Here is a 26,160-nt window from a genome sequence, read left to right on the forward strand (position 1 = left end):
TTACTGCTGGCAAAAATAGCATAATTACGACACGCGGGGGTGTAATTGGCGTTATTCTTTCCCAGAAATGGTTAATTTCGCACCTGACAGGCAGTTGGATGCTTGTTGGGTTTGGTGCGGTGCTGTAAATATGTTATTATCGTGCATAGGCCGTTTTACTAACGAATAAAATTGAATGAGATGCAGGAAACTAAAAGGCAGAAGCAAATAGGACAACTGGTACAGGAGGAACTCAGCAGTATTTTTCAACGGATTGGATTTAATGTAGTAGATGGAGGAATGATATCCGTGGCTACCGTAAAAATGACTCCTGACCTGCTGGAAGCCAAGGTATACCTGAGCATGTTTAAGATTAACGCTCCCAATGAGATGCTGGAACGTATCAAGGAAAGAATGGGAGAAATCAAAAAATTGCTGGGAATTGGATTAGGCAAACAGCTGCGTCGGATTCCGGAACTCAGCTTTTTCCTGGATGATACCCTCGATTATGTGTTTAAGATGGAGGAGTTGTTCAAGAAAATCAAGGAAGACGATGCAAACATCAAGGATGGCAATAATAAGTAAGCATTTGCCAGAAATTTAAAGAACATGGTTTGGCAATTTGCTTCCCGTTATTTCCGGGCTAAAAAATCTACCAATGCTATAAACATCATTGCCTGGGTAAGTGTGGTGGCAATTGCAGTCGGGGCTGGAGCCCTGATTGTGATCTTGAGTGTATTCAATGGTTTTGAAGGCCTGGTAAAATCCCTTTACTCTTCTTTTTACCCTTCTATAAAGATAGCGCCGGCTACCGGCAAAACGATTCTTCTTACGACCGACCAGTTGCAGAAAATTTCGGAAGTACCCGGGGTTGCACATTATTCACAGGTAATAGAGGAAAAAGCGGTGCTCCGCTACGGTGACGAGCCTACGATTGCTGTGCTGAAGGGAGTAGACAGCGGGTACAATAATGTAACTGATGTTAAAAGTCATATTGTCAGGGGCCGTTTCGATACAGGCGATAGTGTGGCGTACCGTGCTATACTCGGACTTGAGCTGGAAGGAGCATTGGGAGTGGATGTGGTGCACAGCCTGGCCCCGGTAACGGTATACCTGCCGCGGAGAAATGTGAGTACGTTTGTTACGCCGGAAGATGCCTTGAATAATGGGGTGCTTTATCCCACCGGAACATTTGCGATCCAGCAGGAATTTAACAGCAAGTACGTGATTACCAATATTGAATTTCTGCGGAAGTTACTGGAATGGGGAGATCATGAAATGTCGGCACTGGAGATCAGTACGTCCGCAGGGGTGGATGAAAAGCTGCTGAAGCAGCGGTTGGAAGCACTGCTGGGGAAGGATTACAAAGTACAAACCCGTTACGAACAGAATCAATCGTTGTATGCCATCATGCAAACGGAGAAATGGGCGGTGTATGTGATCCTGAGTTTCATTATGATCATTGCAGCGTTTAATATGATAGGATCACTATATATGTTAGTGATAGAAAAGCAGAAAGATATTACCATTTTGAACGCAATGGGTGCGCGTAAGTCATTGATTATGCGGATATTTCTGACGGAGGGATTAATTATTGCGGGGATTGGAACTTTATTAGGATTAGGCCTGGGGGTAGGATTTTGTCTGTTGCAACAGCAATTTGGTATTATCAAGCTGGAGGGGACTTCCTTTCTTGTAGATGCTTACCCGGTTAGTATGCATGCAGCTGATTTTATACTTGTGTTTGTGACTATTATGGTTATTGGGCTGGCAGCAAGTTGGTACCCGGCCAGACGTGCCGCAGTAGAGGCCATTGAATTGAAAGCCACCTGATTAGGAAATAAAGATATTAAAAAGGCCTCCCATCATAAAATGGAGGCCTTTTTAATATCTTTTAATTAGTTATACTATTAATAATCGCCCAATGTTTCTGGCAATTGTGCCAAAGCTTTGGCAAGTTGTTCGTCGCTGGGAGCAATGCCATGCCATTCGTGATGCCCTTCCATGAAATCAACTCCCTGGCCCATTACCGTTTTCATGATAATTGCAATCGGTTTGCCCTTACCGGTAAGACCTTTGGCTTTTTCGAGGGTAGCAACTACATCATCCATATCGTTGCCATTCATATGTAAAACTTGCCATCCGAATACTTCAAACTTGGCACCTACATCGCCGAGGCCAGCTACATCATCAGTAGTACCATCGATCTGTTGACCGTTGAGATCCACAGTGATGATAAGATTATCAACTTTGTGGTGTGGTGCAAACATCACGGATTCCCAGATTTGGCCTTCTTCCAGTTCTCCATCACCGTGGAGGGAGAATACCAGGTTTTTATCGTTGTTCAACTTTTTAGCGAGGGCGGCTCCTATAGCTACGCTCATGCCCTGACCCAGGGAACCGGAGGCGATACGCACGCCTGGCAAGTGTTCGTGAGTAGTTGGGTGGCCTTGCAAACGAGAGTTCAGTTTGCGGAAAGTGTTGAGTTCCTGTACCGGAAAATACCCGGAACGGGCTAATGCACTATACAACACAGGTGAAATATGCCCATTGGAAAGGAAGAAAAGGTCCTGGTTTTTGCCATCCATGTCAAATGGTTCCGGTTTATGGTCCATTATCTTGAAATACAATGCAGTGAGAAAGTCGGCGCAACCTAAAGAACCTCCGGGGTGTCCGCTTTGAACGCCATGTACCATTCGTACAATATCTCTTCTAACCTGGGTAGCTATATCTTTGAGCTGTGGCATGATAGTTGATAAATTTTGTGCCGCAAAACTAATAGAATTTCGTAGAATTTGTGGCTGTTGAACTTTTTTTTTGCGGTCTCAAAGTATTAAAATTACTTGATTTATTTAATGAATATTTTCACATTTCATTGAAATTAATATCTTTGCACAATCAAGCCCCACAAATGGAGAATGTATTAATTGCTACCGTCCTAAGTTTTGTTGTTACCTATTTTTCTATTCCAATACTGATTAGAGTAGCGGAATTAAAGCATTTATACGACGAGCCGGACGAAAGAAAGACGCATAAACAGCGCATACCAACACTGGGGGGAATGGGTTTCTTCTCTGGATTTATTATCGCTGCTGCTATTTGTGTACCCGCAATAGCGAATTCGCCGTTTCAATACATGATGGCTGCCTTCTTTATTATCTTCATGGTAGGGATGAAGGATGATATTGTGGGATTATCCCCGTTAAAAAAATTGATAGGTCAACTAGCGGCCTCTTTCACTATTATCTATCTAGGTAACTTGCAGATTACCAGTATGTACGGCTTTATGGGAATCTATACACTGCCTCCTAATATCAGCCTCATGCTAACGTATTTCACCTTTATAGTAGTGATTAATGCCTTTAACCTGATTGATGGAGTAGATGGACATGCGGGTAGTATCGGGTTATTGGTAAGTGCAGTTTTGGGTGCTTATTTCCTGCACGTAGGTGAAATTACTTATGCCGTTATTGGATTTGCCCTGGCTGGTGGATTGGCTAGCTTCCTGATCTACAATATTTCTCCAGCCCGGATTTTTATGGGTGATACCGGTTCCTTATTGATTGGCCTGGTGAATGCAGTATTGGTGCTTAAGTTTATTGATGTGGCCGGCAACCCGGTAGGTAAAATGCCTATTGGTGCTACTCCAGCTGTTGCGTTCGCTATCCTGATCGTTCCATTATTTGATACTTTACGAGTTTTTGCTGTGCGTATGTTGCAGGGGCGTTCTCCTTTTTCTGCGGACAGAAACCATATTCACCACTACCTGCTGGATCTGAAACTGAATCACCGTCAAACAACGTTGGTGTCTGTTGCCATTAATGCTACTTATATCCTGGGTGCATTTGTATTGCAGGGACTCGGCGCTACCTTGCTACTGATGGTAGTAATAGGTTCAGCTACTTTCTTTACCGGCATGCTATACCTGGCACGCAGAAAGAAACTGGTGGTGAAACCAATACCAGAACCTGTTATTCAGCCGGCATCTGTTGCCGTAAAGGAATCCACCAAGGTATTTCGTGTTACAACAGAAGGAGTATTACAGGATAAGTAAATAACTTCCTGTAAGCGCTTTGGTTAGTATTTCTCCTCCTATTACAGGTGCGTTACTTTGACGATTAAAAGAAAACCTGTAGGTTTGCACGCACTTAACTATTTATGTTATGCAAGATGATCTAACGCTTATCATTGATGAGGCAGCGGACTCGATGAAGAAAGCTATCGGGCACCTGGAATTGGAGCTTACAAAAATCAGAGCCGGAAAAGCTAATCCGCAAATTTTAGATGGCATTTTCGTTGATTATTACGGATCGCCAACCGCATTGAACCAGGTAGCTAACGTGAGTATTGCCGATGCCCGGACCCTGACCATACAGCCTTGGGAAAAAAACATGTTACAGCCTATTGAAAGAGCTATTATTGCTTCTAATATTGGGCTCAACCCTCAAAACGATGGTGTAATTATCCGTTTATTCCTCCCTCCTCTCACAGAAGAACGAAGGAGAGAATTTGTAAAAAGAGTAAATAACGAGGGTGAACAGGCTAAAGTAGCAATCCGTAATATTCGTCGGGATGCTATTGAAGGTATAAAGAAACTGCAGAAAGATGGCCTGAGTGAAGATACGGCGAAGGATGCAGAAGGAAATGTACAGGCATTAACAGATAAAAACATTGTCCTGATCGATAAGCACTGCGAAGTGAAAGAAAAGGAAATTATGGCTGTTTAATAATAGCACATCTCAAAAAAGCGGAAATATCACCTGATGATATCTCCGCTTTTTTTATGCCTTATTTGCTGGTGGCAGGTTTGCTGGCTCTGTTAACGAGGTACACCCCCAGTAAGATGATGATCATACACAATACCTGGACCCAGGTAATGCTTTCATGAGCGAGTAAGCCCCAGCCCACTGCCACTAACGGCAACGCATATGCTACCATAGAGGCCATCATAGATCCGGCTCGTTTTATTAACAGGAAAAATAATACCGCTGCCACACCAGTTCCCATTACGCCCAGTATAAGGCCGGCAGATAAAGAGCGCCAGGGGGCATGGGGTTGGGCGAACTGAGGAAAGAAGTTACTATACCATAATATCGGGAAAGTGACCAGGGCGCAGAAAAACATGGCAATGGAGCCCAGGTGCAGAGACGAAAAGCCTTTAAGCCGGTGGTGTACCATACTGATATTCACACCATAACTGATAGTGGCCAGGATGATCAACAACGCATAATACCAGTGACTATTGGTACTGATGCCTTTGGAGGTAAACAGCAAAACCACGCCCAGCAATCCAATAAATATCCCGGTAAATTGTTCTTTTTTCAAGGGGCTGCCAAAGATGATAATACCCGACAGTAAAGCCATCAAAGGAGTGAGGGCATTTAGGATACCTGCCAGTGAGCTATCTATTTCCGTTTCAGCCAGGCAAAATAGAAAGGCAGGAATGCCGTTACCCAGGATGCCGGAAAGTATAATCAGTGGCAGTTTATTAACAGGTGTATCCCGGAGCGCCTTAGGTAAAAAGGGCAGCAGTGCAATACCTGCAGCTACCAGTCGCAAACTTGCTACCTGGTAAGAGGTAAATGCTTCCAGCCCGATTTTCATCAGTATAAAAGAGCTGCCCCAGGTGAGTGATAGCAGTAGAAATACTCCCCAGTGAGCGAAACGTTGGTGCATAATTTTATTTTCAGGCTACAAAGTTGCACTTATCAGTGGCATTCAACAAAATATAAATCGTGTTATTGCAACACTTCTGGACTGATTTTGTTAAATTTATTAATAAGAATGCATGAAATGAGTAAAATTAAGTTGTCAACCATCAGCACTACAGCCCCCAAGAAGCTGGAAAAAGAAAAGATCAAAGTAACGACCCAGGAAATCTTGCAGGAATTGGATGAATTACAAAATCTGTTATATGCCCAGCATAAATACAGCATTCTGCTGGTAGTACAGGGAATGGATGCCAGTGGAAAAGATGGTGTAATCAAGAATGTAACCGGTACATTAAATCCCCAGGGCTGCCAGGTACATTCTTTCAAAGCACCCACCTCAGAGGAGTATGATCATGATTTTTTATGGAGAGTACATCAGCATGCACCAGGTAAAGGCATGATCCAGGTGTTTAACCGTTCCCACTATGAAGATATCCTGATACAGCGCGTGCATAAATGGATTGATGATAAGACTGCTTTCAAACGCATGGAAGCCATCAACGATTTTGAGAAATTGCTGACCGTACATAACAACACCCATATCATCAAATGTTATCTGCATGTATCGCAGGAAGCACAACAGCAACGGCTGGTAGAGCGCACAGAAGATCCCAGAAAGATGTGGAAGTATAATGAAAATGACCTGGCAGAGGCTAAACTATGGGATAAATATATGGATGCTTACGAAGATGCCATTAACCATTGTAATTATGTGCCATGGCTGATTGTACCCGCTGACCATAACTGGTATAAAGAGTACCTGATAGCACTAACACTGAGGGATACACTGAAATCGCTGAAGATGAAATATCCCCGTTTGAAGAAATAATAGATTAATAATTAACGGCTTATGATATTATGTTTTAATTTTGCTCACTTATTTAACCAATAAAAACCTTGCATTATGTCGTTCATCAAAGAGTTTAAAGAATTTGCCATGAAGGGCAATGTAATGGATCTGGCTGTGGGTGTGATCATTGGAGGTGCGTTTGGAAAGATCGTTACATCATTAGTGGATAATATCCTGATGCCTATTGTCGGTATATTTACCCAGGGTAAGAATTTTAATGACTTCTTTGTATTACTGGACAAGAGTAAGGGAGAATTTGCTACGCTGGCAGAGGCGAAAGCCAAGGGGGTAGCTGTTTTTGCCTATGGTGCTTTTATTCAGAGCGTCATAGATTTTCTGATTATTGCCTTCTGTATTTTCTTATTGGTGAAGTTCATGAATAAGCTGACCAAGAAGCAAGACCCTGCTCCAACTGAACCTTCTGCACAGGAAAAACTGCTCATGGAAATCCGTGACGAGCTGAAGAAAAGATAAACTAACTATAATAATACCCCACCTGCGTGTTTCTTTTGACCCGAAGAAACACGCAGGTTATATATGTATACTCACCTTAAACATTAAATGAATGAAAAAATTTACTTTGTCCATAGCATGCTTTCTTTGCTGTTTCATGGCAGTGCATGCACAGAACGACTGGATGAAGAAGTCAAGGGAAGAAGCAGCTGGTAAAATCAAAAAAGACCAGGACCCTAATGATACTATTCCGAAATTATGGCGGAAAGGTCTTAATCTGAATGTGAACATCAACCAGGGCTCACTTACCAACTGGGCGGCAGGTGGTGACAAGTTTTCTTTCGCCATCGGTTCTAACGTATATGCGTGGGCGTTCTATAAAAATGGCAGAAGATCCTGGGACAATGTGGCCGATCTCGCTTTCGGATATATTAATACCACCAGTCTAGGTGGCCGTAAAAATGACGACCGTATTGACCTTACCACCAAGTATGGTTACGATATCGGCAAGAACTGGTATCTCAGTGGACTGGTAAATTTACGTACGCAATTTGCCAACGGTTTCCTGTATCCAAATGATACCACCAAGCAATTGTCGTCTAAATTCTTCTCTCCCGCATATGTACTGGTGTCACCAGGTTTCGATTATAAACCAGATAATTCATTTTCTTTATTCCTCTCTCCCATTACTTCCCGTTTTGTATTTGTAATGGACGATTTTCTGTCAAAACAAGGTGCTTATGGTGTAGATACCGGGAAGCATTTTAAATATGAGATTGGTGCTTACTTATCAGCCAATTACGTAAAGACTTTTGCCAAAAACATGACTTACAAAGGTAGGTTGGACCTGTTTTCTGATTACCGGCACAATCCGCAAAACATTGACGTGTTTTTCACTAACGCCTTGGAGTTGAAGGTGAATAAATGGATTTCTGCCTTGCTGACCGTAGATATGATTTATGATGATGATGTAAAAGTATTTGAGAATAAAGCAACCGGAGTAATGGGGCCGCGATTACAGGTCAAACAGGTGATAGGCGTAGGCTTTACCGCCAAGTTCTGATTCGCCGGAATTTTGTTATTTTTGATATCGCGCATTGGCACAGAGGAAAGAAGCCGGGAATTGACTCCCGGAATAGTTGACACTCCGTGCCTTTGTGCGAATTCTTTTTTAAACCATATTAATTAAACGTTATACGTGAACGAACAAGCACCTGTCTATAAGATCAAATTACCGCAATTTGAAGGTCCTTTTGACCTGTTGCTGTTCTTCATTGAACGCGATGAGCTGGATATCTACAATATCCCGATCAATAAGCTGACACAGGATTTCCTGGACTATATCCACCATATCGAATCGCTCAATATAGAATTGGCCAGTGAGTTCATTCTTTTTGTATCTACACTTATGCGTATTAAGGCGAAGATGTTATTGCCCCGCAAAGAGGTAGATGAACAAGGGAATGAGATTGACCCCCGTATGGAGCTGATAGATAAAATCCTGGAGTATAAACGTTATAAACTGGCTGCGGCCGAACTGGCTGAGATGGAGGCCGACAGGATGCTGCAGGCCAAGCGAGGCAACATTGCCAAAGAACTGGCCGAAATTGGTGAAATCACCAGTGAAGGTACAGAAGTACAAACGCTCACATTGTTTAAGCTCACCAAAACATTTGAAAAGGTGATGCAGCGTATGAAAGAGCGTGATAACAAGCCCCAGCACGTGGTGTATAAGTATGATTATACCATGGAAGGTTCCAGGATGTATATGGAAGAACTGGCAAGGGCTGAGCGTACCTTATCTTTCGAAAAAATATTCGATCATTGTAAAGACCGGGTGCACGCTATTTTCCTGTTCCTCAGTATGCTGGAACTGGTACAGATGAAGCATATGGGAATTATGGTCGGAGAAGGACGGAATAACTTTATTATTGAATATATTGATCCTTCTGATAGGGAGGAAGAAACCGCAGGAACTTTAATAGATGGCTGAGAAACGTGAAAATATAGGAATTGTTTCCTTACCGGAATATGCGCATGTAGATCCTAGCTTTGTGGTATCTGGATTGTGCGAACTGGGCAATAGTTTTTTTGACCAGATTGGTGTGCCGCACCGGCACGACTTCTACACTATCTATTGGATAAAGAAGGGGAAGCTGCTGCATACTATTGATGCGGTAACACATGAGGTGAAAAAGAATACACTTTTTTTTGTGGCTCCTGGCCAGGTACACAATCTGCAGGCTACTGAGAAAATTGACGGCTATATGATCGCATTCCGGGAAGCTTTTATGTGTTTAAAAGATCAGTCGCAGGTATCGGGGATTAATTCCGGCTTGTTTTTCAATAACCAGTTCAGTAGTGTATTACAGCTCGATGATGAACAGGAAAAGGACATTGAGGCTATTATTCGCCTGATGATGAAAGAACTGGCGTTCCGTGAGCCGGAATACGAAACCGCGCTGCATGGATTGCTGCGTTATTTCCTGGTGCTGGCTTCCCGTATTAAAGGTGAAAGTCTCTCTATTTCGACCGAGCAGCATGCCGCACATAACAGTTCTATCTTCCTGAAATTCAAAAACCTGATAGAAGAAAAATACCAGTATTTAAAAAACGTGTCCGATTATGCCGGGCTCCTCCATATAAAACCTGTACTGCTCAACGAAATCAGTAAGCAATTATCTGGTATTACAGCAGGAGAGCATATCCGCAACAGGGTCATCCTGGAAGCGCAGCGGTATCTGTACAATACAGACCTTACTGCAAAGGAAATCGCCTACAAACTTGGCTTTGACGATCCACATTATTTCAGTCGCTTTTTTAAGAAATATACCAACCAGAGTCCTTCTGAGTTTAAAGAGGCAGCCCGCTCCTCCTTAACCCCTTCTGTATAAGGTTTTAAGGAGATTTGTAAAAAAGTCCATCACTAGCGACGTTTTATCCATTTTTAACGGGTGTTATAACATGTAGTTTTGTGTTGTCTTAGGAGGCAAAAAACTATGAACACACAAAAACATGTAAACCAGATAGTAAAAGCAGCCGCACCACATATGGTAGGTGATGGCTTCCGGGTACAAAGCACCTTACCGGGTGGTACCCGGTCTGAAAATAACAGGATTAGTCCTTTCATTATGATGGACTATGCCGCACCCAACTACATCCCACCTAGTCCCAGGCCCCGTGGTGTAGGAGAACATCCGCATAAAGGTTTTGAAACTGTAACCATCGTGTACCAGGGCGAACTGGAGCACCGGGACTCTACCGGCAGCCACGGATTCCTGTACCCTGGTGATGTGCAGTGGATGACTGCAGCCGGCGGTATTTTACATGAAGAGAAATATAGCGAGGCATTCACCAAAGCTGGTGGTAAAGCAGAATTTGCGCAATTGTGGGTAAATCTTCCCAAAGCATTTAAAAATAACCCGGCAGGCTACCAGAACTTAACCAAAGCTGAAATCCCAGTGATTAACATTGGTACGGAAAGTTATGTAAGAGTAATAGCTGGTGAATATGGGGATGTGAAAGGCGCAGCGCGCACTTTCTCTCCGCTGAATGTACTGGACGTGCGTTTAAAGAAAGGCGACACCGTTACTTTTTCTATACCGGCACATTTTAACACCGCGGCAGTTGTTTTCCAGGGAGAAGCTGATATTAACGGCCAATCACTGAAAGCAGTAGAAACAGCCCTTTTTGAAAAAGAGGGTACTGAAATTACGCTCATTGCAATGGAAGACGCTACTATACTAGTATTGAGCGGAGAGCCAATAGATGAACCCATCTTTGCTTATGGCCCGTTTGTGATGAATACAGAAGAAGAGATTGTTACCGCTATCAACGATTTTAATGCCGGTAAAATGGGACGCTTATAATTTATAATAACAAATCATTTCATTTCAATAATACTACTAAAAACAAAACAATATGGCAACCTGGAAAATTGATCCTTCACACAGTGATGTACAATTTAAAATTAAACACTTGATGATTACGACCGTAACCGGTCAGTTTGCAAAATTTGATGGTACTATGCAAACCACTACTGACAATGATTTCAGTAATGCTTCCATCTCTTTTGAAGCAGACATTAATAGCATTTCTACTCAGAATGCACAGCGTGATCAGCATTTGCTGGCAGGAGATTTTTTCGAAGCAGAAAAATACCCGAAGCTGACATTTGTATCTAAGGAAGTAAAGAAAATAGATAGTGAGACATATAAACTGGTAGGTGATTTGACCATTCGTGACAATACCCGTCCGGTAGAACTGAATGTTGAATTTGGTGGCGAAGTGGTAGATCCATATGGTCAGACCAAGGCTGGATTTGAATTAAGCGGTAAAATTAACCGTAAAGATTTTGGACTTACTTTCCATGCTACTACCGAAACCGGAGGATTGTTGCTGAGTGACGAAGTGAAGTTACTGGCTAGTGTACAAATGGTAAAACAATAAGCACATATTTTGTTTTGTTACTCAGCTATTTTGTTCGATTACGGCCCTGTATCCCGGGCAGATAGCTGGGTAACAAAATACTAAGCAAGTATTGACGATGGATATTCTGAATAAACTGCAATGGCGTTACGCCGTTAAGAAATTTAATCCGGCTAAGAAACTGAGTGCAGCACAGCTGAATAAACTGATTGCCGCCACCAGGCTTTCTGCCTCTTCTTATGGGTTACAACCGTATAAGATACTGGTAGTGGAGAATCCGGCGGTACGTGAGCAATTAAAAGCAGCATCCAATAACCAGGCACAGGTAACCGACGCCTCACAGTTGGTGGTGTTTGCCAGATATACCGACTTGAACGAGTCGCACGTAGACGATTATACGAACAATATTGCGGAAACGCGCAACATAAACCCCGCGCAGCTGGCAGGTTTTGCGGGTGTGATGAAGAACACGGTGAATCAGCTGGGTACAAACGGCACTGCCGTATGGAGTTCCAAGCAGGCTTACATTGCATTGGGTACCCTACTGACCGCTGCCGCAGTGGAAAATATCGATGCCTGTCCTATGGAAGGCTTTGATGCTGCCAGGTATGACGAAATCTTGGGATTAAAGGAAAAAGGGTTGACTGCCGTGGTGACGGCTGCCATTGGATTTAGAGCAGATGACGACGTGATGCAGCATGCGAAGAAAGTACGTAAGCCAATAGCAGAATTGGTAGAAATGATATAGGAATCAATTGAAGGGAATCATGTTTATACCGCACCAGCCACTGGTGCGGTTTTTTTATTGGCGGAAGCTACAGGAAGCTCCGGCATTTTTTATTCCCGATTAATTTGTAATTTGGGCCCCTGCACTGATTCTTCTAACAAAGAAAAAATAAAACATTAAACATGAAAAGATCTGCATCTGCCAATTGGCAAGGTACCGGTAAAGAAGGTAAAGGTAATTTAACCACCCAGTCTACCGTTTTAAACAAGACCCAGTATTCTTATGGTAGCCGTTTTGAAGAAGGCGTTGGCACTAACCCTGAAGAACTGATTGCAGCTGCTCATGCTGGTTGTTTTACCATGAAATTGAGTTTTGTTATCACCGGCGCTGGTTTTACACCTGGGAACATCGATACCAAATGTACCATTACATTGGAAAACGGCGCTATTACCACCAGTCATCTGGAAGTAACCGCCAGCGTACCCGGCCTGGATGCTGCGAAATTTGCTGAATTTGTAAAGGATGCAGAAGCAAATTGCCCGGTAAGTAAAGTATTGAATGCTACTATTACTTCCGAAGCCAAGCTGGTATAAGCAGCTTAAAGCATAAGGCACAAAGCGAAAAGCTATTGTGGAGAGTGATCAACGCGATTTTTAATTTCGCTGAAATCTTCTTCACAATAGCTTTTCCCTTTTTTTGTCCACGTTTTTCATCAGATCATCCATTCTTCCCGCGGGCACTTATAGCGATATTTGTGTTGTATTAAACAATGGAGATTAAGTTATGAAAAAAGTTATTCATCGTGCAGATACCAGGGGATATGCGAACCATGGTTGGTTGAAGAGTCATCATACTTTCAGTTTTGCTAACTACTACGATCCCAACAGGATTCATTTTGGTGCATTGAGGGTTTTGAATGACGATTCGGTGAAGGGCGGTATGGGCTTTGGTGCTCACCCGCACGATAATATGGAAATTGTATCTATTGTACTGGATGGTGCGTTGGAACATCGTGATAATACCGGTAAACAGGAAGTGATCCGCAAAAACGATATACAGATCATGAGTGCCGGCACGGGTGTTGTTCACTCTGAGTTTAACGCTTCCAAAACAGAAGATGTTAACTTCCTGCAGATTTGGGTAATTCCTGCCGAAAGAAATGTAGCACCCCGCTACGATCAACGTACATTTGATCCTGCCAGTCGTGAAAATAAATTGCAGGTAGTCATTGCACCAGATAAATCGGCCGGTACACTTTGGTTAAACCAGGATGCGTGGTTTTCATTAGGTAAATTTGATGTAGGTGAAACAGTAGCCATCACTGCAAAGAAAGCGGGAATAGGCACTTACCTGTTTTTGCTTAGCGGAGAAATAAAAATAGATGGAGAAACCTTACAAACCAGGGATGCTATTGGGCTATCGGAGTATGATAAAGCAACAGTGGAGATTATTAAACCGGCAGAGTTTTTGCTGATAGATGTTCCTATGTTGAGCTAATTATCATTTCATTATACACTAACCCATTACATCTAAGAAAAGATCAGCTGTGAGGCTGATCTTTTTTTTCTATTTTTATCCGGAACATATATTTATTGCGTCACTATTAAAACCGCCACAGAGAAAGAAATCATGTTACTAGCTACAGACCTGGATGGAACTTTTTTAGGAGGAACACCGGAAGATAAAGAACGACTCTATCATTTACTACATCATAACAAGGAAATTCAATTGATATTTGTAACCGGAAGAGGCATACGCAGTGTATTGAATTTATTGGAAGATACTGCACTGCCGCGTCCGGAGTATATTATTTGTGATGTAGGCGCTACCGTTACACATCTGCCCACCCTGGCGGCTGTAGAGCCTGTACAATCCAATATTGCCGCCAAATGGCCAGGGGATCATGTTAGAGAAACAATGAAAAAGGTAAGGGGGTTGCTACACCAGGAAGCTCAACAGCAGTATCGTTGCTCTTATTATTACGATGAGGAAACAGATATAGAAAGTGCCCGGGAAATAGCGGCCTCACTGCAATGCGACATGGTTTTATCTGCCGGAAAGTACCTGGATATTTTGCCTGGTGGGGTTAATAAAGGATATACTTTACAGCAGTTGCTGGAGATACTGGTACTGCCTCATCATAAAATATTGGTAGCTGGTGATTCTATGAATGATATAACGATGTATGAAACAGGGTTTAAGGGGGTGGTAGTAGGTGATTCGGAAGCGGAATTAGTTAGGCGTACTGCAGGCATGTCACATGTATTACAGGCACAGCGGGCCGGTGCTGGTGGTATCCTGGAGGCGATGGCATTTTTTCCTGAGTTCCGTAGTTACCTGTAAAAAGGGCGATAAAATTGTGGGCAGAACAGAAAAAGATTGTACCTTAGAATAGGTCTTTGCCAGTAGAGTATATGGATATTGACAACAGCGTTTGGTATGATGAATAGCTTTTTAATCATCATTTAAATTGATAAATCAATACACCATGAATATGACAACTCCCACTGAAGAGCTGCACCAGCAGCTGAATTCCTGGAAAGAAGAAGTGAACGAGGTCAGAACAGAAGTGAAAATGATGCGTGAACGTTTAGAGCAAATCGCATTGAGTAAAGCCTCCAGGGATGTAATGACAAAAGTTGAACATTTCGAAAACCGTTTACTACGCCAACGGGAAGTAGCTGATGAAATGTATCACGACCTGAAACAATGCGCAAAAAAAGTCTCCAACGCGCCTGTAACTGCTGTACACGATGACCGGCCCATAGATGACTACGATACCATGCAACATCGCATGGAAATTTTTCAGAAACTATACATCTCGTTAAAAGAAGAATTCAATGACTTTATGCCTTGCGAGGTATAATGTTATTGAAGGCTTTTTACTTTATGCTCAATTTTATGAATGATGTCATCCAATTGACGGGTGGATTCATGTAGCCATGCCATCAACTGGGAGTTAAAATCCCCATTTTGGTTGCTTTTGTCGAACAGATCGGTGATGCCCAGTATGGAGACTACGGGCCTGCGTATTTCATGTGAATTGATCCAAGCAATTTCGCGGAGCGTTTTATTTTGTTCTTCCAGCAGCCTGGCTTGTTTTACATGCCTGTCGATATCCTGTATCATCCCGATCATGCGATAAGGTTGCCCGTTTTCATACATAATAAACGCACGATCGACTACATATTTATAGCCGCCATCTGCGCATTTGAAGCGATATTCTTCCGACCAATAGTTAAGATTTTCCTTTTTGCATCTTTCGAGGGAAGCCATTATCCGAAAATAATCGGCCGTGTGAATATTTGCTTGCCACCATTCTACCAGGTCAGCGTCGTCGGCATTATTGTAATGAAAGAGATCCGATAAGCCGTGATTCCAGGTAACAGCATTAGTAACCAGGTTTTTATCGTATACCGCATCGTTAGTAGCTTTAGCCAGTAGTTCATAGCGCATGCCCAGCTCATGAGCTTCCCTGTTAGCTTTCACTTCGGCATCTACATCTTTCGACATAATGAAGCGGGCATCTTTACCAAAATAAATGGCAGGAAGCGAATAGATTTCTGTGAAAAAATTGCTGCCATCCTTTTTACGATGTTTCCATATGCCCCGGTATTCACCGCTGCAGCACCGTTCTGCGGCATTTTCCAATAATAAAGGGACATCTTCCGTATTTCGTAGGTCCTTTATCGTTAGTTGTTCCAGGAACTCCTTTTTGCTGTACCCGTACTTGGCCGATGCCGCTGTGTTAACCGACAGAAAACGCATCGTACTTTTTTCATAAATCCACATAGGAATGGGATATTCATTGAACAGGTGTTCAAACTGGAGCGCGCGTTTGTTAATCAATCGTGGAGCTACCAGTAAGAAGATAATCATACCTGTCAATAAAATGATGCTGCCGGTCAATAGCCAGGAGTAAGGGGCGGTGTTAAATTTAAATAAGAGGTAACTGTTCATCGAAACGACAACAAATAGGAGGCATAAACAAACAATCTTTATAGGGGAGTTTAACATTACCTGATTTTGCAGAGAATGTAGATAATTTTTCAGCAATAGAAAAATTATCCTTGATCGTGATGATTGATAATGTTTTTTGCATTAATAGTTGTCATAATTCAAGTGTCAGATAGTCGCTTGAGGGATAGCCCACACAGGTAAGCACCAGGCCTTCTGCCAGCTCTTTTTCAGTAAGTACTTCGTTGACAGACATCCACACTTTACCATTGGTACATTTAACGGTGCAGGAGCCGCATACACCGCCCTTGCAGCTATATGGCAAAGGTATGCCCTGTTCGAGTGCATAGTTCAGAATGGTTTGGTCGGCAGGAACTGATAGTTTGTATTCCTGACCATGTGCATGGATCACGACCTGCTTAGGGTCATGATTTTGTGGCAATAGTGTTTTTGCAATTTTTATATCGGTGTTTACCACAAAGTTTTCCTTGTGAAGCTGATCGTTCCGGAAGCCCATGAAGGTGAGGGTAAGGAGGATGGTACGCATATAGTCTGGCGGGCCACACAGGAAGAAGCTGGCATCGGTATACTGATAGCGCATATGGGTTTTTACCAGTTGCTCCAGTAAAGTATTATTAAGTCGCCTGTAGGCATGGTGACTATCGGGGTCGTTACTAAAGAGATAGATACTTTGCAGTTGTTCCGGGTAGTTGGTTTGCCATTGCTGTAGTTGCCCGTAGAAAATGGTTCTTTCAGGGCTGGTATTACTGTAAATTAATGTAACGTGTGCGCCGGGGTCGTGGGTAAGTATTTGTTTCAGGAGAGAAAAGATGGGTGTTATCCCGCTTCCCGCTGCAAGCAGAAAAACGTCTTTTACAGGAGCGGCAGGTGGTTGATAGGTAAACCGGCCGGTAGGCTCCAGGGAGGTTACCACATCTCCTTTTTTCCAGGTCCGGATGAGATGGCGGGAAATTTCGCCATTTTCCTTCTCCCGTATAGTTACCGACATAAAGGGATCTACGCCGGGCGTAGAGCTGAAGGAATAAGAGCGCCTGTATTCTTTGTTATTCAGGGTGATGAGGAAGGTCAGGAACTGGCCTGGTTGATAGCTAATCAGTTCAGGCGATATGTTAGCCAGTTTATAGGTGTAAGTGCCGGGTGTTTCGCGTATGATGTCGGTGATCCTGAGCTGAAAGTACATGGTATAAAAAAATTTAGCTACCAGGATAGCCTATTGGGGCATATCCAGGTAGCTAAATAACTAAATTCCTGTTTATATGGTGACAGTAATTTTTTCTTTGAGCATTTCCCGGGTGGTGCGGGCGATACCGGCGGCATCGTAGCCGCATTCGCGGTAAAGTTCTTCCGGTTTGCCGTGTTCCACGATTTTATCGGGAATACCTAATCTTGTTACGGTTGCCTTATAGTTATTGTCGGCCATGAATTCAATTACGGCGCTACCGAATCCGCCTTTAATAGCACCATCTTCCACGGTAATTACCTTATCAAATGATTGGAATATTTCGTGGAGGAGGGCTTCGTCCAGTGGTTTTACGAAGCGCATGTCGTAATGGGCTGGCTGCAAACCATCGGAGATCAGTTCTTTACAGGCTTCGGTCACGAAGTTGCCGGTGTGTCCGAGGGAAAGGATGGCAATGTCTTTACCATCGCGGATTTTCCGCCCGGTGCCTGGTTTGATGGCTTTAAATGGCATGCGCCATTCCGGCATCACGCCTTGTCCGCGTGGATAGCGGATCACATAAGGCATATCATTTTCCGGCAGCTGAGCGCTGTACATCAGGTTACGGAGTTCTTCCTCATTCATCGGGGCGCTGATGATCACATTAGGGATACTGCGCATGTAGGCAATATCGTAGGCGCCATGATGAGTAGGACCGTCCTCTCCTACCAGTCCGGCTCTGTCGAGGCAGAATATTACCGGGAGTTTCTGGATGGCTACATCATGTACGGCCTGATCAAAGGCTCTTTGGAAGAAGGAGGAGTAGATGGTACAGAACACGCGCATTCCCTGCGTGGCCATGCCGGCAGAGAGGGTAACGGCGTGTTGTTCACAGATGCCCACGTCAAAAGCTCTTTGCGGCATTTTCTCCATCATAAATTTGAGGGAGGAGCCGGAAGGCATGGCGGGGGTGATACCGATGATTTTATCGTTTTGTTCTGCTAATTCGATGATGGTGTGCCCGAAAACGTCCTGGTATTTAGGAGGTTGGGGGGTAGTGACTGGCTTTTTGAAGATTTCGCCGGTGATTTTATCGAACAGGCCTGGTGCGTGCCAGGTGGTCTGGTCTTTTTCTGCCAGGGCATAGCCTTTACCTTTGGTGGTAACGATATGCAGCAGTTTGGGTCCGGGAATGTCTTTCAGATCCTGCAGGGTATCGGTCAGTTTGGTGATATTGTGGCCATCGATAGGGCCAAAATAGCGCATCTTCAGTGCTTCGAAGAGGTTACTGGATTTAGAAACAACGCCTTTGAGGCTGGCTTCCAGTTTGGAGGCCATGTCGCGGGTGAATTTCTTTCCTACGGGAAGTTTCCCCAACAGGTTCCACACATCGTCCCTTACTTTGTTGTAGGTAGGAGAAGTGGTGATATCGGTGAGGTATTCTTTCAGCGCGCCCACATTAGGATCTATGGACATGCAATTGTCGTTCAGGATGATCAGCACATTGGCATTGGCAACACCCGCATGGTTGAGGGCTTCGAAGGCCATTCCGGCAGTCATGGCGCCATCTCCGATCACCGCAATGTGCTGGCGGTCAAATTCGCCTTTATAGTGAGATGCCATGGCCATACCCAAAGCGGCGGAAATGGACGTAGAGGAGTGGCCGACCCCGAAGGTATCGTATCTGCTTTCATCTCTTTTGGGAAATCCGCTGAGACCTTTGTATTTCCGGTTGGTCGGAAATGCTTCCCGGCGCCCTGTCAGTATTTTGTGGCCATAGGCCTGGTGGCCTACGTCCCATACCAGCTGGTCGTAAGGGGTATTAAAAACGTAATGCAATGCCACTGTCAGCTCCACTACGCCGAGGCTGGCGGCAAAGTGGCCACCATGCACACTTACCACGTCAATAATGTATTGACGCAGCTCCTCACATACCTGGTGAAGCTGCTCTTTATTCAGCTTTCGCAAATCAGCGGGATATTCTATCTGGCTCAACAGTTGACCTGCCTTTATATTCATAATATTGGTTCAGGGTTTTTATGAAGTAACAAAAATACATAAAAATATGTGTTAATCGGTGATCCAATGACAGGAAAATAGGCCTTGTATGACATATCAGACCATTCAGCCGGAGGCATCTGCCATTTACCGTTTCTGATTCACCATTTATAATATTTAGGTTTAAATGGGGGATGCTAAAGGGTATTTTTGGAATATAGGTGAAGTTTACTAATTTGATTTAATGTTAAAGAAGATAAGCAAATATTGGTGGTGTCAGATGCTGGGCTGGTCAGCTTATTTTGCTTTAAACTGGTTCTATTATTACACCCTGGATAAGTCAGTGGTGCAGCTGTCGGACTTTATCAATCTTTTAATATTCATTGCTTTAGGCATTTTAGCCACCCACCTTTTCCGGACTTTGATCAATAAACGTAATTGGGTTACCTATAATTCGGAGCGCCAGATATTACTGTTTTTCGCTATGGTGGCCGGCACTTCTGTCACTGTGTACATCAGTTATAACTCACTGATGTATTTTGTGTACAAGTATAAGCAGGAAGACTTGGTAAGGGCATTGATCTCTCCTTTTGTTATCTCGTTTATCTGGTGGATGATCTACTATATCTGGCATTATATTGAGCGAAACAGGAGTTCCCAGGTAGATCAGCTTAAATTGGAGACAACGGTAAAAGAGTTGGAGCTTAAAACGATCAAGGCGCAGCTGAATCCACATTTCATTTTCAATGCATTGAACAGTATCAGAGCGTTGGTGGATGAAAATCCGCAGCGAGCCAGGACCGCTATTACGGAGCTTTCAAATATATTGCGGAGTTCCATGCAGTCGGAGAAGGCGGAAACAGTGAGCCTGGAGAACGAATTAAATATTGTAAAGGATTACCTTGCACTGGAGCATATCCGTTTTGAGGAGCGGTTGAATGTGCAGTACGACATCGATCCGGATACGCTGGAGTTGCAGGTACCGCCGATGATGTTGCAAACATTAGTGGAAAATGCTATTAAACATGGTATTTCCCGTATTATCAGTGGCGGTTCGGTATACATCAATTCTTCACTGAAGGGGATGCAGCATGTTATTACGATCGAAAATACTGGTCAGATAATTGAAAATAGCATTAATGGCCATGGTTTTGGCTTGCAGAGCACCCGGCAAAGATTAGGTCTTTTGTTTGGTAGCCGGGCTTCTTTCGAGATCAGGAATAAAGATGAGCATACGGTAGAAGCCACAGTGGTCATGCCTTTACTCTAATCACTTGTTATAAACTGCCGTAGCTGGTTAAGAGCTGGTTGCGGTTATTATTAAATCAATTAAATTAAATCATTCAACCAAACTTCATATTGCCAATGAAAAAAGCATTGATAATAGATGATGAACGCCTGGCCAGGAGTGAACTCAAGAAATTACTGGCAGATCACCCGGAAATAGTGGTGGTAGGAGAAGCTGTGAATGCGAAGGATGGTATAGAAAAGATCGAAACGCTACATCCTGATCTGCTGTTCCTGGATATTCAGATGCCTGATAAAACGGGATTTGACCTGCTGGCTGAACTGGAAAAAACACCGCAGGTAATTTTTACCACAGCTTACGATGAATACGCCTTAAAGGCATTTGAGTACAACGCGCTTGACTACCTGTTGAAACCGGTAGAACCGAAGCGACTGGCGGATGCTATCCATAAATTGCATCAGCAGGAAGAGAAGGATCGCCTGGCGGCATCGGGTGGGATACGTTCGTTGTTATCGGAAAATGACCAGGTTTTTGTAAAGGATGGAGATAGGTGTTGGTTTGTAAAGTTGCAGGAAATCCGCCTTTTTGAGAGTGTTGGGAACTACGCCCGGGTGTATTTTGAAAGTAATAAACCCTTGATTCTTAAATCACTGAATGCTTTGGAGGAGCGGCTGGATGAGCGTACTTTTTTCCGGGCTAACCGCAAGCATATTGTCAATCTCCGGATGATTGAGAAGATAGATACCTATTTTAATGGTGGGCTATTGCTGGAAATGCGGGGAGGCGAGAAAATTGAAGTAAGCCGCCGGCAGGCTGTGAAATTTAAGGAGATGATGAGTTTATAAGGAGCAGAAGGCATAAAGCATAAAGCTATTAAAGCGAATGATCTAAGCGGGTATCCCCACTGGTCATTCGCTTTAATAGCTTTATGCTTTGTAGTTTATGCTTTTACTGGTACAGAATGCACCGCATCGGCCAGTTCCTTGATAAGGGAGAGATCTTTTTCTATGGCATTTCCTACTACGATCACATCTGCGCCTGCCTTACAGTTAAGGTAAGCTTTCTCGGCATCACGGATACCGCCGCCAACAATAATAGGTGCCTGTATCTGGCTGGCTACGCGGCTGATCATACTTTCTGTGATGGGTACACGGGCGCCGCTGCCGGCATCCATATAAATCACTTTCATGCCCAGCATTTCGCCTGCTATTGCCGTACACATCGCAATATCCGCTTTGTCGGCGGGAATCGGCGTTGTATTGCTAATATAGGATACCGTGGTGGGGGCTCCTCCATCGATTACCATGTAACCTGTAGAAATCACTTCAAGTCCACTTTTCTTAACGGCAGCTGCAGATACTACATGCTGACCAATCAGTAATTCGGGATTTCTTCCTGAAATAACAGACAGGTAGAGCAGCGCATCTGCATATTTAGATACCTGGGAGGGGCTTCCTGGAAATAATACAACGGGTATGTCGCAGCAAGCTTTCAGCTGCTGCACACATTCATCCAAATGATCGGAGATCACAAGGCTACCTCCAAGGAAGATATAGTCAACTTTGGCAGCAGTGCATTTGGCTGCGAGCTCAATGATATCCACGGGAGTTACCTTATCCGGGTCAATCAAAACCGCGAATGCCTTTTCCTTTTTAGCCTTTCTTTCGATGAACGAAGTGTATATGTTATTGTACATCAATAGCGCATTGTTCCGGTTGTCGCAAATGTATAATATTTTTATTAATAACACACATTGCTAAATAAATAAGCATTCAATTCATTTTCTATTCATGAACATCATGATACCTACATCGTTAGGTGTTATATGACTGTGAAGTTTTTGTTAACGACAAATTTTGAGCCGAATTTCCTTTTGGGGTATAAACAAACATGTTGGCAAACTGTTTGCGCAATTATCCACAATCTGTGCAAAATAAATGCCCCCCTCCCGGCATTTAAAAATTAATTTTAAAGTACTCCGCATCACTAACTCATTCTATCATCTAAGAAAACTTGCCGTATGAAAAATCCAGCTAATACGGGTGGTCTTTCCTTCACCCGTCATTTTACCCAGGAAGGTGTGAGTCCTTACGATCAGTTTACCTATGAATTGCGTTCGTCTGTGATACGCAATCCCGGTGGAGACGTAGTGTTTGAAATGAACAACGTAGAAGTGCCGGCCTCGTGGTCGCAAATTGCCACAGATATCTTGGCGCAGAAGTACTTCCGGAAGGCGGGTGTACCTCAGCCGGACGGCAGCTCGGGGCGGGAAACGTCGGTAAAGCAGGTGGTTCACCGGATGGCTAATTGTTGGAGGGCCTGGGGATTGAAATACGGTTATTTTGCCAGTGAAAAGGATGCTACGATATTTTATGAAGAGTTGAGCTATAGCATGCTCAACCAGTCATGTGTACCTAATTCTCCCCAATGGTTTAATACCGGGTTATTTGAAAGCTATGGCGTCAAGGGAAAGCCGCAGGGGCATTTTTATGTAGAACAACGTACAGGCAAGTTAGAGCAATCAACTTCCGCTTATGAGCGACCTCAGCCACACGCTTGTTTTATCTTGAGCGTGGACGATGATTTGGTGAATGAAGGTGGAATTATGGACTTGTGGGTACGGGAAGCCCGGATATTCAAATATGGATCCGGGGTAGGTACCAACTATTCACATATACGGGGAGAGGGAGAGAAACTGAGTGGAGGTGGTACTTCCAGCGGATTAATGAGTTTTTTGAAGGTAGGTGACCGGGCTGCCGGTGCTATTAAATCGGGCGGTACCACCCGGCGGGCAGCTAAAATGGTATGTCTGGACCTGGACCATCCGGAAATTATGAACTTCGTGAACTGGAAGGTAGAGGAAGAAAAGAAAGTGGCCGCATTGATTGCGGCAGGTTATTCGTCTGATTATGAGGGAGATGCGTATAAAACGGTATCTGGTCAAAACTCAAATAACTCCGTTCGTGTTCCTAATTCATTTTTCCGGGCACTGGAAGCAGATGCTGACTGGGACTTGAAAGCCCGTACCACTGGAAAGACAGTTAAGACATTAAAAGCCAGTGATTTGTGGAATCAAATCACCTATGCCGCCTGGCGTTGTGCCGATCCAGGGACCCAATATGATACCACTATTAATGAATGGCACACTTGTCCGCAGGGAGGGCGCATTAATGCTTCCAATCCCTGTTCTGAATATATGTTCCTGGACAATACGGCCTGTAACCTGGCCTCTGTGAACCTGCGTCGTTTCTTTAACGAACAGCAGCGGCTGTTTGATGTTCCGGGATTTGAGTACACTGTGAGATTATGGACTGTAGTGCTGGAAATATCTGTACTGATGGCACAGTTCCCCTCAAAAGAGGTGGCGCAGCTCAGTTATGAGTATCGTACGCTGGGATTGGGATACGCGAACCTGGGGTCGATGCTGATGGTAAGCGGTATTGCTTACGACAGCGAGGAGGCACGCGGAATAGCCGGTGCTATATCTGCAATCATGACGGGTATTGCTTATAGAACATCGGCGGAAATGGCGGCTCATCTGGGGGTATTTCCGCGGTATGCCGAAAACCGGGAAGATATGTTGCGGGTAATGCGGAACCATCGTGCGGCGGCTTATGATGCCACAGATGCTTATGACGGCCTGGAAATAAAACCTAAAGGAATAGATGCCCGTTATTGTGCCGATTACCTGTTGAAAGCGGCCACCAAGGCCTGGGATGAGGCCGTAAAATGGGGCGAGCAATATGGCTACCGTAATGCGCAGGCCACGGTGATAGCGCCTACGGGCACTATAGGCTTGGTGATGGACTGTGATACGACGGGCGTAGAGCCGGATTTTGCGCTGGTGAAATTTAAAAAGCTTTCTGGCGGGGGATATTTTAAAATCATTAACCAGTCTATCCCTGCTGCTTTACATACCCTGGGTTATTCTGACCATGAAGTTAAGGCCATTGTGGATTATGCCAAAGGTAGCGGCAGTTTTGCGGGAGCGCCTTATATTAATCATCAGTCATTGAGCGAAAGGGGGTTTATCGGGGAGGAACTGAAAAAGCTGGATGCGGCGGTAGTTTCCTCTTTTGACATAGGCTTTGTTTTCAATGTATACACCTTGGGAGAAGAGTGTTTACAACGGTTAGGATTCACGCCGGCTAATTATTACAGCCTGGAATTCAGCTTGTTACACGAACTTGGGTTTACAGATGAACAGATCCAGGCAGCCAATGACTATGTATGTGGTACCATGACAGTGGAGGGAGCGCCTTATTTAAAGGATGCAGATTTGCCGGTATTTGACTGCGCTAACAAATGTGGAAAAAATGGAGTACGGTATATTCATCCGCATGGGCATATCCGGATGATGGCAGCCGTACAGCCTTTTATTTCAGGAGCGATTTCAAAAACGATTAATCTTCCGAATGAGGCGGTGGTAGAAGAAATAGCAGATGCATATAAGATGAGTTGGGAGCTGGGGTTGAAGGCTTGTGCGTTGTACAGGGATGGCAGTAAGCTGAGTCAGCCGTTGAGCAATAAGAGTGATAAAAAGAAAAAGCAGGAAGGCAGTAGTACGGAGCAGCCCTCAGGACTGGGGCTGGGTGAGTTAACGAATGATGAATTGCTGGGAGAAGTAAATCGCCGTATGCTGGCCAGCAGAGATACTACGTTGAAGCGTCAGTTGTCGCGGATTGTAGAGCGGCAGGCGTTGCCATCCAAGCGGGGAGGCTTTACGCAGAAGGCGAATGTGGGGGGCCAGGTAATTTTTGTGCGTACGGGAGAATACAGTGATGGTACGTTGGGTGAGATATTTGTAGACCTGGCCAAGGAGGGATCCACCTTGCGCAGCCTTATGAATTGCTTTGCCATTGCGGTTTCTGTGGGATTACAATATGGTGTGCCACTGGAGGAATTTGTAGACAAGTTCATATTTACCCGTTTTGAGCCGGCGGGGATAGTGGATCATCCTAATATTAAATCTGCTACTTCTTTGATAGATTATATTTTCCGGGTGTTGGGATATGAATACCTGGGGCGTACAGACCTGGTACACGTATTAGATGCGCCGGAAAATACCGGAGAGGAAGACGAACCAACGAATACACCTCCTGTTTCTTTCCGTGCCGGTGGCGGAGAAAAAGTAACGCCCAGGTTGCCGAGAACGCAGGCTGTTGGCGCTTATCAGCAGGAAAGCAATACGCAGGATTATATGAAAAGTATGCAAAGTGACGCACCGGCATGTACTACCTGTGGGCATATTACGGTTCGTTCGGGAACCTGTTATAAATGCCTGAATTGTGGCACCAGCATGGGTTGTAGCTGATTGATGTTATAACTTCTTGTTAATGATATGTTATTGTGCCTCTAAAATTTCAAAGAAAAATAACATGCCTTTATCTTTGTATTCAAATAGGGTTTTCATAGGATAGTAACAAATTGAGGGCGCTTTTCTAGGCGCCCTTACTATTTTCTCTAAGTAGATCCTTTTGTTAATTTCCATTGTTATTTTTAGGTTTTAGACCGTTCCTTTTTTCTTCCTTTATTTTTTCTCATTTGAAATTTTTCTGAAAAAGTGGATTTTATTGCGTGTTTTATAATTATGCGATAAAATATTAGATTTTTTCTAATATTTATTCT

Annotated in this window: 25 protein-coding genes; 19 read left to right on the top strand and 6 right to left on the bottom strand. The window is 43.9% G+C overall.

Annotation, left to right across the window (positions count from 1 at the left end; genetic code table 11):
* The first annotated feature begins 180 nt into the window (after positions 1-180).
* Together rbfA and FHW36_RS04840 are read left to right on the top strand one after the other, a co-directional pair.
* Positions 181-564, top strand: a complete 384-nt coding sequence (gene rbfA / locus FHW36_RS04835) for a 30S ribosome-binding factor RbfA (protein WP_145663083.1) — start codon at positions 181-183, stop codon at positions 562-564.
* 24 nt (positions 565-588) lie between these two features.
* A complete protein-coding gene (locus FHW36_RS04840) occupies positions 589-1,812 on the top strand; it encodes an FtsX-like permease family protein (protein WP_145663086.1) in 1,224 nt (407 codons plus the stop codon).
* A gap of 77 nt (positions 1,813-1,889) precedes the next feature.
* Here the strand turns inward: FHW36_RS04840 and FHW36_RS04845 are convergent, their stop codons facing one another.
* Positions 1,890-2,726 (bottom strand): transketolase, encoded by an 837-nt coding sequence (locus tag FHW36_RS04845; protein WP_145663089.1) that lies wholly within the window; start codon positions 2,724-2,726, stop codon positions 1,890-1,892.
* Between the two features lie 164 nt (positions 2,727-2,890).
* On the opposite strand from FHW36_RS04845, the gene FHW36_RS04850 reads away from it, so the two are divergent.
* Positions 2,891-4,033 carry a glycosyltransferase family 4 protein gene (locus FHW36_RS04850; RefSeq protein ID WP_145663094.1) on the top strand — a complete coding sequence of 381 codons (1,143 nt, stop codon included), beginning with the start codon at positions 2,891-2,893 and terminating at the stop codon, positions 4,031-4,033.
* A gap of 109 nt (positions 4,034-4,142) precedes the next feature.
* Complete coding sequence (gene frr, locus FHW36_RS04855) at positions 4,143-4,706, top strand: ribosome recycling factor (protein ID WP_145663100.1); 564 nt, start codon at positions 4,143-4,145, stop codon at positions 4,704-4,706.
* A 61-nt stretch (positions 4,707-4,767) separates the two neighbouring features.
* On the opposite strand, the gene FHW36_RS04860 is transcribed toward frr, so the two are convergent.
* Positions 4,768-5,655 (bottom strand): DMT family transporter, encoded by an 888-nt coding sequence (locus FHW36_RS04860; protein ID WP_145663103.1) that lies wholly within the window; start codon positions 5,653-5,655, stop codon positions 4,768-4,770.
* A 117-nt stretch (positions 5,656-5,772) separates the two neighbouring features.
* On the opposite strand from FHW36_RS04860, the gene FHW36_RS04865 reads away from it, so the two are divergent.
* The 12 genes from FHW36_RS04865 to FHW36_RS04920 all read left to right on the top strand — a co-directional run bounded on the left by FHW36_RS04865 (position 5,773) and on the right by FHW36_RS04920 (position 15,014).
* Positions 5,773-6,519: a PPK2 family polyphosphate kinase gene (locus tag FHW36_RS04865; RefSeq protein WP_145663108.1), complete on the top strand. Its 747-nt coding sequence runs from the start codon at positions 5,773-5,775 to the stop codon at positions 6,517-6,519.
* Positions 6,520-6,594: 75 nt separating this feature from the next.
* Positions 6,595-7,014, top strand: a complete 420-nt coding sequence (mscL, locus tag FHW36_RS04870; RefSeq protein WP_145663111.1) for a large conductance mechanosensitive channel protein MscL — start codon at positions 6,595-6,597, stop codon at positions 7,012-7,014.
* Between the two features lie 91 nt (positions 7,015-7,105).
* Positions 7,106-8,056 (top strand): DUF3078 domain-containing protein, encoded by a 951-nt coding sequence (locus tag FHW36_RS04875; RefSeq protein ID WP_145663114.1) that lies wholly within the window; start codon positions 7,106-7,108, stop codon positions 8,054-8,056.
* 135 nt (positions 8,057-8,191) lie between these two features.
* Positions 8,192-8,986: a segregation and condensation protein A gene (locus FHW36_RS04880; protein ID WP_145663117.1), complete on the top strand. Its 795-nt coding sequence runs from the start codon at positions 8,192-8,194 to the stop codon at positions 8,984-8,986.
* Positions 8,979-9,887, top strand: coding sequence for a helix-turn-helix domain-containing protein (locus tag FHW36_RS04885; protein WP_145663120.1), 909 nt, complete (start codon positions 8,979-8,981; stop codon positions 9,885-9,887). Before FHW36_RS04880 ends, FHW36_RS04885 begins: the two co-directional genes overlap by 8 nt.
* 105 nt (positions 9,888-9,992) lie before the next feature.
* On the top strand, positions 9,993-10,862 hold the full coding sequence (locus tag FHW36_RS04890; protein WP_145663123.1) for a pirin family protein: 870 nt from the start codon (positions 9,993-9,995) through the stop codon (positions 10,860-10,862).
* Between the two features lie 52 nt (positions 10,863-10,914).
* Positions 10,915-11,442 (top strand): YceI family protein, encoded by a 528-nt coding sequence (locus tag FHW36_RS04895; protein WP_145663125.1) that lies wholly within the window; start codon positions 10,915-10,917, stop codon positions 11,440-11,442.
* Positions 11,443-11,539: 97 nt separating this feature from the next.
* Complete coding sequence (locus tag FHW36_RS04900) at positions 11,540-12,169, top strand: NAD(P)H-dependent oxidoreductase (protein WP_145663128.1); 630 nt, start codon at positions 11,540-11,542, stop codon at positions 12,167-12,169.
* A gap of 161 nt (positions 12,170-12,330) precedes the next feature.
* Complete coding sequence (locus FHW36_RS04905) at positions 12,331-12,741, top strand: OsmC family protein (protein WP_145663132.1); 411 nt, start codon at positions 12,331-12,333, stop codon at positions 12,739-12,741.
* Positions 12,742-12,931: 190 nt separating this feature from the next.
* Complete coding sequence (locus tag FHW36_RS04910; protein WP_145663135.1) at positions 12,932-13,645, top strand: pirin family protein; 714 nt, start codon at positions 12,932-12,934, stop codon at positions 13,643-13,645.
* Between the two features lie 132 nt (positions 13,646-13,777).
* Complete coding sequence (locus FHW36_RS04915) at positions 13,778-14,491, top strand: HAD-IIB family hydrolase (protein ID WP_145663137.1); 714 nt, start codon at positions 13,778-13,780, stop codon at positions 14,489-14,491.
* A 145-nt stretch (positions 14,492-14,636) separates the two neighbouring features.
* Positions 14,637-15,014, top strand: a complete 378-nt coding sequence (locus FHW36_RS04920) for a hypothetical protein (protein ID WP_145663140.1) — start codon at positions 14,637-14,639, stop codon at positions 15,012-15,014.
* A 2-nt stretch (positions 15,015-15,016) separates the two neighbouring features.
* Here FHW36_RS04920 and FHW36_RS04925 read toward each other — a convergent pair whose 3' ends face one another.
* From FHW36_RS04925 to dxs, 3 genes are all read right to left on the bottom strand, one after another.
* A complete protein-coding gene (locus FHW36_RS04925; protein ID WP_186452306.1) occupies positions 15,017-16,108 on the bottom strand; it encodes a PAS domain-containing protein in 1,092 nt (363 codons plus the stop codon).
* Positions 16,109-16,259: 151 nt separating this feature from the next.
* Entirely contained in the window at positions 16,260-17,306 is a 1,047-nt protein-coding gene (locus FHW36_RS04930; RefSeq protein WP_145663146.1) for a ferredoxin--NADP reductase, read from the bottom strand.
* Positions 17,307-17,378: 72 nt separating this feature from the next.
* Positions 17,379-19,304 carry a 1-deoxy-D-xylulose-5-phosphate synthase gene (gene dxs / locus FHW36_RS04935; RefSeq protein ID WP_145663149.1) on the bottom strand — a complete coding sequence of 642 codons (1,926 nt, stop codon included), beginning with the start codon at positions 19,302-19,304 and terminating at the stop codon, positions 17,379-17,381.
* A gap of 223 nt (positions 19,305-19,527) precedes the next feature.
* Between dxs and FHW36_RS04940 the strand changes: the two genes are divergently transcribed.
* Positions 19,528-20,553: a sensor histidine kinase gene (locus tag FHW36_RS04940; protein WP_145663152.1), complete on the top strand. Its 1,026-nt coding sequence runs from the start codon at positions 19,528-19,530 to the stop codon at positions 20,551-20,553.
* A gap of 95 nt (positions 20,554-20,648) precedes the next feature.
* The gene (locus FHW36_RS04945) at positions 20,649-21,377 is read left to right on the top strand and encodes a LytR/AlgR family response regulator transcription factor (RefSeq protein WP_145663155.1); all 729 of its coding nucleotides are present in this window, start codon (positions 20,649-20,651) and stop codon (positions 21,375-21,377) included.
* A gap of 95 nt (positions 21,378-21,472) precedes the next feature.
* On the opposite strand, the gene FHW36_RS04950 is transcribed toward FHW36_RS04945, so the two are convergent.
* On the bottom strand, positions 21,473-22,228 hold the full coding sequence (locus FHW36_RS04950; protein WP_145663158.1) for a geranylgeranylglyceryl/heptaprenylglyceryl phosphate synthase: 756 nt from the start codon (positions 22,226-22,228) through the stop codon (positions 21,473-21,475).
* Positions 22,229-22,552: 324 nt separating this feature from the next.
* Here FHW36_RS04950 and FHW36_RS04955 point away from each other — a divergent pair, with 324 nt between their 5' ends.
* On the top strand, positions 22,553-25,846 hold the full coding sequence (locus tag FHW36_RS04955) for a vitamin B12-dependent ribonucleotide reductase (RefSeq protein WP_145663161.1): 3,294 nt from the start codon (positions 22,553-22,555) through the stop codon (positions 25,844-25,846).
* Positions 25,847-26,160: the final 314 nt, after the last annotated feature.

Origin of the sequence: Chitinophaga polysaccharea (assembly GCF_007829335.1) — a bacterium.
GTDB lineage: Bacteria > Bacteroidota > Bacteroidia > Chitinophagales > Chitinophagaceae > Chitinophaga > Chitinophaga polysaccharea_B.